Here is an 8,519-nt window from a genome sequence, read left to right on the forward strand (position 1 = left end):
AAGGCGCTTCGGATTAAGATTTAATTTGATCGCTGGCATTTATAATTATGAACTTTCTTTAAAGACTAAATTAGAGAGCGCCTGAGACTTTCGCAAGAGGTCTATTATAGTTTTCCCAGCTAATTTTTTCGAGGAATACATATCCTTCTACACAACTAACTGATAACTTGGCTCCGAATTCTGTAGGACTTCCTGACTTGCCTCTGACGATTGGACGGATATGCGGTTGTGTTAAACTGACAATTCGATGTTCGATTCTTTTTTTATTATTTGACCACATCCACTGCTGTTGACGGTAAATTTCCCCAGATACCAACAAATTTCTGTATTGCCTTCTGCTTAAGAGTTCGAGCCTAGCACCTGTTTCGATTAATTGCTCAATATGTCCCAAATTTCGTTTGATATATTGGAGCTGTTTTTTAACGGCATTTCTCCTTTCTTTTCCAGAGGGCTTCCTATTTTTGGCGAATTTTAGATAATATTTTCTGGCGTTTTTTCTGTAAGTTCGGGGTTTTTTCTCCAGGTTGCCCTTCAGGGATTTATATAAGATGTCTATGATGAGTTCGGTGGTTTTTCTCGCTTGATTTAACAGGTCTACATCGGTGGGGTATTTGATATCGGCAGGTGCTACCGTTGCATCTATTAATAGCTTTCCTCTATTTTCTTTTGGTCTTTCGGCTTCTTCTGACTTTTTTGCGCTGGGTTCCTCCGGCTTGAATCCTCGACCTTGTTGGACAATTTTTCGATTGATTTTTTTAAGCAGAGACTGACCGATTCTTTGTCGAAAATGAACCATCATTGAAGCGTCAAAAAGCGCTTCCTTCCGATAACTATTTTCTCCGATAAAATACTGTAAGTAAGGGTTTTCCTTAATTTGTTCGACTGTTTCTCTGTCGCTAATTCCCAATTTTTCTTTGATGATTAACGCTCCCAGTGCCATCCGAAAGGGTTTGGCTGGCGCTCCCATTTCCTCGGAGAAATTCTGGGCATATTCTTCCTCAAATTCTGACGCCCGGAATTAGGTTTGCCAGAACTACCCAACGATTTTCTTCACACAGCTTGCCCTCAAAGGGAAGTTCAAAGGCTTTTTCTGGTTCCAGGGGGTTTTGTAACTTTCGATACATTTTTCCTTCATAAATGCACGACGATTTCCAATTTTACCTCTTTTTCGTGTCCTCTTTGCCCTTGTAAGACTTCTATAAGCCTTGTACCGTCAGCTTTTCGCTTATTTTCAGCAAGCCCTATTTAGGGGGGCTAAAAACCGGGTTTCTTTCTAAATGTCTCGCTGCTTAACCCTATATTTTCATAGAAACGGGCTTTTTTTGCCAACCATTCTCAGGATATGACATCGTGTCCGGTCGCTCGACCAAAATCAAACAGGTTGGTAGTCAGGACTTGAGTTTTCATTACTTGCCCGATCGCGGTTATTGTACCGCACTGCTAGATATTAGAGGTTTTTTACCATAAAAGAGTGCGATCGAGAACAGGGTTTTTTGACCCATTCTCGATCGCACTTCCAGATACATTCAGTCAACCACAGTCGAGAGGCAGCAGCAATTAGCCGCCATTTTCGACTAATTAGTAGTCTGAGCTTCCACCAATCTTTGCTTGAGTTCTTCCAGAGCACTCGCCCAGCGCGGATCTGGCTGCACCGAGCCGGAATCAGCGCTCGACACCGTTGTTGCTGACTGATTGCGGCGAGACTTGTTGTTGTCACCCCGACGGCGATTGCTTTTGCTGGAACCGCCTCCACCTTGGGTAGGAGGAGCCGACGAGCGCTGCTGTTGCTGCGGCGCAGGTACAGGCATAGGCACAGACGCCGACGCCGACACCAACTGCGGTGACTGCGGCGACTGCTGTTGATCGTCTTCGCCCTTTTCAGATTTACCCTTAGAGCGGGGCAATGCCTTCTCTATTTTCAGCGGGTTTTCTTTGAACATCAAGCCGTTGTATTTTTCAATAACTTGGTCGGCTTGTTCGTCGGTTAGCACCGTCACAAAACCAAATCCTCTGCATTTACCAGTTTTGCGATCGGTAATTACCTTTGTGGTAACAGATTCGCCCTCCGGTGCAAAAACTTCTTGCAATTCTAGGCGATCGAGTTCTTTGGGTAGGTTGCCAACATAAAGACGAATAGACATGAAAAATTCCTCCAGACTTGGATTTTAATTAATTTGCTCGAACAGAATTCCCTGAAGTCAACTGAATATTGACTTCAGGCAAACACCACATAACCCGAGAATTGGCGCATTCCTCCCACCAACCTTGACAGCTCCCCCCACCTTTTAGAACAAAAAGATGATTGACTCTGATAAGGCCGGAACTTAACCGCCTATGCAGAGAGCTTTTAAATCTCAGGTTGTTGTGTAAACTTTTAGTCATCACTCAAATGTTTAGGCTATTGGCTATTCTGTATTACTTGCTTCCGGTTTTGATTCAGAATGTTTATAGCCAGCGCCGTGTAGAAATTTATGTCCAAGGATGTGTCAATTGCAAGCGATCGGAATGCCAGTATTCAGTTTAATACAGTGATGGATAAAATGGCTAACATTTTTTCAGCCAGTAATCTTACCTCGTTCCTAATCTCGCTCCTAATGCTGAGAACTACTCACTTACCCGCTATCCCTTAAATCGGGCCCGGCAGAGTCCGAGCATTCTTTAAAGGTATCACAGCCTTGGTAACAGAGCTAGTTATTTAGGAAGATTTCAGTCTGAATTTAACGGAAACCACATCTGAATCACTTTTGAGAATTCATCGCGCACAGCAAAAATAGCGGTCGAAAAAAAACAGCCGACAAGCGGCTGGCTGTACTTGCTGTGTTGGGATGTTGACAATTTTTACGCAATGCCTTAAGGGATTTTAGCCAACAGAAGTTATCGCGCTATTTGGTTCAATCCAATTTATGTAAACTAATGTAACAGAATGCTGGCAAAAAAGCAACTTTTCTTTACGAAAAAAGAGGCAAGAAGGAAGAAGAGTGTAGGCCTTAGTGTCAACTTAAGGCTAAAACCCTTGATAAATCTCGTTTTTACCGGAGTCTAGATCCCCCTAAATCCCCCTTAAGAAGGGGGGTTTTGAGGATATTTCTTGTCCCCCCTTATTAAGGGGGCTAGGGGGGATCGCACCCTAATCGTCAAACAGCAGACAGGTACTAGGTTTGACGTTACGTTGACACCAATGAATAGTAGGCTGCGCCACCAGCACCGAGAACATCGCCAATCCGCTGTTTAACTCAAAACCGATCGAGGATGCGCGTTGTTGGCGATTCACGCCACAATCCGATAACTATTCCTCACCTTGGCCCTTGGATAATAATGTATGCGCCCCAAATAGCAGCAGCAAAAGCCAAAATCGCAGACCAAATCGGATGTCCGCTGTCACTGACTCTCCCTCCTTGACTGCGGAGACTTTCAAGGTCGATCGCCACAGTAGCACCCCGGCGCAGCCAACCAGTCGCCACAACAGATGTTCCGATCAAATCACTAGGGCGAGTAGTCTCTTTGAACAAAAATGGCCACAAAGAGCCAATGTAGCCAAACCTCGAAACATAGTGCAACCTCACCAACCCTGTCGCCGTTTGCAAAATCAAATCTTGTCCCAGCCAATTACTCATACCCGATCGACCTAAAAGTTGCCCTTCCAGCCGCACCGGTTCAGCATCCAGCGGCAAACTCTCGGGATTTGACAAAATTTCCGGCAAACTCGGTGAAGCGGTTTCTCGGGGTATAATATCCGGGAAGAAATAATTGATCCGCATCAAAGTACCGATGCTAAATCCGATCGGCAAACAGCCCCAAATAATCGATCGATCGCCCCAAAGCCAATCCAACTGCCAAATACTCGTCCTCGAAAAAATCCCCCCAATCAGCCAAAGCACCCCGACTATCGCCAAACTCATCGGAATTCCAAAAAACGGCGCACCCTGTAAAAATAGTTTTGAATCTTTAAATTCGAGTATTGACTTAAACAGAGACAATTTTCCTTTCCTGGGTTGTTCTTGCACTCCCGCGTTTGCCAAATCTAACTCTGTCTCTAGCTTCCAGAATTGAGCATAAAGAGCCAACAGCTTCAAACGCTCTCCCAGCAAAGGATGCGCGCGGTTAACCGTCAACCAATTGCGCTCGCGATTGCTGACATCCCACAGCAAAATCTGTTCTAGCGGCGCGTGTAATGCAGCAGAACCAAGGCTTACAGCTTGTCCAACACCTACGGGTAACAATAGATCGAAACTTTCGAGGAAAAAGCTAGTTTGTTTTTGCTGCTCGATATTATCAGCAATGCCGATCGCAATTTTAGACAAGGCCCGCGTCAAACCGTTAGGATTACCCGTAATTTCTGCAGCAGTGCGATCGCTAAAATACACTCTGCTGCGCGACAGCCACAACATCGGCCAGCGCAACAACTTATAAATCCCGTAACTAATAGCAGAAATTGCAGCGGCCACAAACTTGACAGCAGAACGCAAAAACTCGATCGTCATTAAATCACACAACCGCTCTTGCCAGTGCGCCACCTGCCAATAAATCAAGTAAGGAATCTGAATCACCAGCAGCGCCAGCGACATCGGCGCAAAATCCCAGTGAGAGATATGGCCCAACTCCCGCGCGAAAATAGTAGCAATTTCATCATCCGTCAATTGTTCCAACAGCCCCCGACTCACAGCAATCCGAGCAAAACGGGGCAAACAGCCGTAACTGAAAGCTACAGGAACATTCAGCGGCAAGAGTTTCAGCACCGGCACCGGCATATTTTGCTTCGTACAATAACTTCGCAGTACCCGACTAGCTTCCTTGCTGTGCTTGGATAAAACTGACCCGCGCAGAGTTTCGATGTCGCAAAACAGTTTCAGCAGCGCGTCTATCAGCCACGGAGACGAGGCCAAAAGCAATCCAAACACCATCTGAACAAACGGAGTTGGATCGCGGTAAAAAAGCTGAATCGGCGCGAAAATAGGCAGTCTACTGAATATGTAAAGCTGAACCAACAGAGAATTAGTGTTTGTCAGCAGGAATTGCAGGACAAACCGGGCTAGGAAAAATAGGGCGATCGCACTTGCAACGGCTTGCAGCCGAAACTCCAGCAACTTCAGCGGTTTGAGCGGGCGCGGGCTTTTCGCGCGCCCTGCTTCGCGCCAAGTGAGTTGGTAAGTATCTGGGCTGGCGACTCCGGGAATATCTGTTGGGGAACCGGAACTATTTTCGCCGCTAATTTCTGTATCGGGTGCGGTTTCGGTCGAGTTTTCCGGTTCAGAAGTCTGGCTTGTGGGGGGTGGAGGTGGCGGGGAAATGGGTTGGGATTTGGCGTTTCCAGGCTCTACAGCAGGCTCTAAAGGTAAAAATCCTGTTTTTGTATCTGCGCTCGGCCGATCGCCCTCAATCGATTTTTTCGCCGATTTTGTTCCTGCATCAAAGGCGACAAAGCCTGTTTCGGGGGGAGTCTCTGCGGATTTTGGTTTATTTTCCGGTGGTTTTGGGGGGCGAGGGGGGGTTAATTCTGTTAAAACGCGATCGGCCCAAGTTTTGACTTGAGAGTTGGGACTTTTGGCGAGGGAAGAGCACAGGGCGATCGCCTTTTTGACATTACCGGTTGCTTTGTACGCAGCCACCAACCCCATCTGCGCGCGGATTCCCGACGGCCCATTAGCTGCGGTTTGGGTAACGGATTCTAAAAGGGCGATCGCGGTGGGGTAATCCTGCTGTTTCAAAGCTGCTAGCCCAGCCTCTAGAGACTGTTTTGCAGATGAATCCGCCGGATTTGGATTAGTGGGAGGTGCCATGACTGTGCTTTCGCTAGCGTCCTTTCTAAGATAGCTTGGGTGGTCGATCGATAGCTGTTCTAACACAGCTCTATTTCTCTGTCACCATTTGTTGCAGTTTATTCGGCGGTTGAAACCGCTTAATAGTCAAACTTTCGGCCACTCCCAGCGGACGATCGCAGCGATCGGGCAGGAGTTTAAACCCCTGCGTCAAAGCTAAAGTCCTGGCTATGAGGACTGAAGATTTATGCTAAATCCGGGTTAAATACTTCCTCGATCTCTTAGTCTATTAGAGAGAAACTAAAGTTTGTGGAGACGAGATTTCAATCACCGAACCCATCTAATTTTTGCTTATAATTAAATTAACACCTCACCTGCACACTTATGCCAATTGACGACGAAGATTTTGAAAGCGAATTGATCGGGGACGATCGCAAGCTCCAACTATTCACAGACAGACACGAATTTACCCGCCGATTTGCCTTTTATTTAAACGAAGACCCGCCCCGCGAACAAATTTTGTATTTTTACGGCGATGGAGGCAACGGCAAGTCATTGCTGCTCAAACACTTGCAGTTTCACTGCTGCAAAAGATTTTCGCCGGAAGTCTGGCAAAGATTGCGCCAAATTCCCGAACCAAGGGCCGCCGAAATTGCCGAATTCGTCCGCAATGCAGCACCTAAAACCTATACTTCCATACCCGCAGTCACGCACGATTTCGGATTGATATCGATTAAAGAAGATAAACCGCAAGATAGATTTTACGGCTTGCTGATGCTGCGGCGAAATGTAGCAGCATCAGCAAAAAAATATAAATTTAAATTTCCCAATTACGATTTTGCTTGCTTTTGGTATTTGCTGAACAAAGGCGAGGCTGAAGCAACTCTCAACCAACTTTTTCCCGATGATGTCATGGAATTGCTGACACCTGTAGTTGAAACTTTGGCAGGCTTTCCGGTGGTGGCGCAAGCTGTGGCGGTGCTGAAAGGGATAGATAAATTGGGCGGCATCAAGCGGGCGATGAAATTAATTCAAAACCGCTTGGGTGTCAGCGACGAAAAGGCAGATGAAATTCGGCGGAAAGATATTGATACTGAGTTAACGGACTGTTTGCCGAAATTGTTTGCTGGGGATTTGAATGCGGCAATGGCTGGTAGAAATAAACCCGATCGCCTCGTGATGCTGTTCGATACTCACGAGAAAATGTGGGATGAAAAACGCAATTCTCAAGGCGCAACTTTTTGGTATCAAGATGAGTGGTTTCGGCGGTTGTTGAGGGCATTGGATTACAAATTGGGGATTGTGGTTGCTGTGGCGGGGCGAGATTGTCCGGTGACGCAATTGCGGTGGCCGAATGCGTCGAAGTTTCCGATTCCCGCAGATTATATAGATGCACAATTGGTGTGGCATTTGTCGCCGGATGATGCGAGGGATTACTTGCACAAAGTGGAGATTGACAAGGCTGATTTGGCAGATGCTGTAATTAGATATGCCAGCGTCAATCCCGATGATAATTGGGAGAATTTGCAGGTACATCCGTTTTATTTGGGTTTGTGTGCGGATGCGGTGCTGGCAGAAAGAAGGCGGGGAATTGAGTTGCTGTCGTCGGATTTTGCGCGGATTCCGAAGTTGGAAAACAAGACAGCGGAATTAACAGATCGGTTGCTGAGTTATGTCGATCGAGAAGTACGATCTGCCGTGCATTCTCTGAGCGCTTGCCGCGCTTTTGATGAAGATTTGTACGTGAAATTGGGAGCAGATTGTCACTTCCAAGCAAGCAGTGCAAATTTTGAGATTTTGACGGGTTTTTCCTTTGTGTGGAAATCGCAGAAGCGAGGGGATAATTGGTATCGGATTCACGATTTATTGCGGCGTTTGGATGCCGATCGGGATAATCCGAAAACTCGCAGAGCTCATGAAGTTTTAGAGGGGCATTATTGGGAAGTGAGGGATGCGGCTGAGGCAATTTTTCATGCTAATCGCTTGGATTGGGAGCGGGGTGTGAAGGAATGGGAAGAGGTGTTTGAGGGAGCGTTGCGGCGGAGTCTTTACGGGGTATGTGAGTCACTGCTGGGAGTGAGAGATGAGTTGTGGATTAAAAGTGATTATTGGCTGGGCAGAATTTCGCACTCGGAAGGAAATTATTCTGCTCAGTTTGCTCGATATGTAGAAGCAAGACAGGAATATTTAGAGGCAGTTGCAGCCTATAATTCTGCTTTACTTATTGCACCGGATTATATCAATGCTCTTAACGGCAAAGGGATTGCGCTGCAAAGTCTGAGTAAATTGCAAGCAAAGCTAAGTGAATTTGAGGCGGCAAAACAGTCTTACTTTGAGGCGATCGCAGCCTATAATTCTGCTTTAATTATTGCACCGGATGATATCGGGGCTCTCACCCACAAAGGGAATGCGCTGCGATATCTGGGTGATTTGCAAGCAAAGCTAAGTGAATTTGAGGCGGCAAAACAGTCTTACTTTGAGGCGATCGCGGCTGTGAATTCTGCTTTACTTATTGCACCGAATTTGATCGGTGCTCTCATCAACAAAGGGAATGCGCTGCAAAGTCTGGGTAAATTGCAAGCAAAGCTAAGTGAATTTGAGGCAGCAAAACAGTTTTACTTTGATACGATCGCCGCTTATAATTCTGCTTTAATTATTGCACCGGATGATATCTGGGTTCTCACCAACAAAGGGAATGCGCTGCGATATCTGGGTGATTTGCAAGCAAAGCTAAGTGAATTTGAGGCGGCAAAACAGTCTTAC

5 protein-coding genes and 1 pseudogene are annotated in these 8,519 nt (G+C 46.3%); 1 reads left to right on the forward strand and 5 read right to left on the reverse strand.

Annotated features, from left to right (window positions below; all coding sequences use genetic code 11):
* Positions 1 to 103: 103 nt before the first annotated feature.
* The 5 genes and pseudogenes from QT996_RS27340 to QT996_RS27360 all read right to left on the reverse strand — a co-directional run.
* Positions 104 to 1,124, reverse strand: a pseudogene (locus tag QT996_RS27340) (IS5 family transposase); the annotation flags it as partial.
* A 450-nt stretch (positions 1,125 to 1,574) separates the two neighbouring features.
* On the reverse strand, positions 1,575 to 2,141 hold the full coding sequence (locus QT996_RS27345) for an RNA-binding protein (protein ID WP_333050530.1): 567 nt from the start codon (positions 2,139 to 2,141) through the stop codon (positions 1,575 to 1,577).
* Positions 2,142 to 3,127: 986 nt separating this feature from the next.
* Complete coding sequence (locus QT996_RS27350; RefSeq protein WP_333050532.1) at positions 3,128 to 3,271, reverse strand: hypothetical protein; 144 nt, start codon at positions 3,269 to 3,271, stop codon at positions 3,128 to 3,130.
* A 22-nt stretch (positions 3,272 to 3,293) separates the two neighbouring features.
* Positions 3,294 to 5,777, reverse strand: coding sequence for a zinc metalloprotease HtpX (locus tag QT996_RS27355; protein WP_333050533.1), 2,484 nt, complete (start codon positions 5,775 to 5,777; stop codon positions 3,294 to 3,296).
* Between the two features lie 70 nt (positions 5,778 to 5,847).
* A complete protein-coding gene (locus QT996_RS27360; RefSeq protein WP_333050534.1) occupies positions 5,848 to 5,970 on the reverse strand; it encodes a hypothetical protein in 123 nt (40 codons plus the stop codon).
* Positions 5,971 to 6,140: 170 nt separating this feature from the next.
* On the opposite strand from QT996_RS27360, the gene QT996_RS27365 reads away from it, so the two are divergent.
* Positions 6,141 to 8,519: hypothetical protein (locus QT996_RS27365; protein ID WP_333050536.1), on the forward strand; the 2,379-nt coding region annotated here is incomplete at its 3' end.

Origin of the sequence: Microcoleus sp. S13C4, assembly GCF_036700865.1 — a bacterium.
Taxonomy (GTDB): Bacteria; Cyanobacteriota; Cyanobacteriia; order Cyanobacteriales; family Microcoleaceae; genus Microcoleus.